This window comes from Vibrio sp. 1401, from assembly GCF_033340295.1.
On sequence record NZ_JAWOWF010000532.1, the window covers coordinates 1 to 614 of the forward strand.

The window sequence follows — 614 nt, forward strand, 5'->3', positions numbered from 1 at the left end:
GCATTTGGGCTGAGATCAGCCAAAGCAGTCGAATTGAAATGTTTGCCCAAAAGACAATGCTGGAAAGTGACTTGAGCTTGTTGCCAGCACCGTTTTTTGATGTCCGTGATTTTAGCCAGTTAAATCTGCCCGTCGTTATGGGTGGCAAATACGATCTGGATGATGTCAAAGCAGCTGGTGTCTTGAGCTCTTACTTTGGTGCTCTTGCGGGTTGGCGTGGTGCTCAATTCCCTTTTAGTGTCGACACGTTACCTAAGCGCAACGCCATTGTCTTTGTTACCAATGACAACAAACCTGAGTTTCTGAGAGATTTTCCAGACACGGATGGCCCTCGTCTTCAAGTTATCACTCACCCAACTGACCCGTACGTGAAGCTTCTTCTAGTGATAGGCCGTGACAGTAAGGATCTTAACGTTGCGGTACAAGGTTTGGCGTTGGGAAACCAACTTCTTACTGGGCCAATCGCGAAGATTAATGAAGTCAAACAAATCAAACCACGAGTCCCGTACGATGCGCCAAACTGGGTGAGTACGGCTCGTCCCGTTGCATTATCTGAATTAGTCGAACAAAAAAGCATGTTGCAAGTGGAAGGTCGAACGCCTCCTCCAATCAAC

At 47.4% G+C, this 614-nt stretch carries 1 protein-coding gene; it reads left to right on the forward strand.

The window, feature by feature from the left end:
• Positions 1 to 614: cellulose biosynthesis cyclic di-GMP-binding regulatory protein BcsB (locus tag R7Z77_RS26665; protein WP_318137212.1), on the forward strand; the 614-nt coding region annotated here is incomplete at both ends.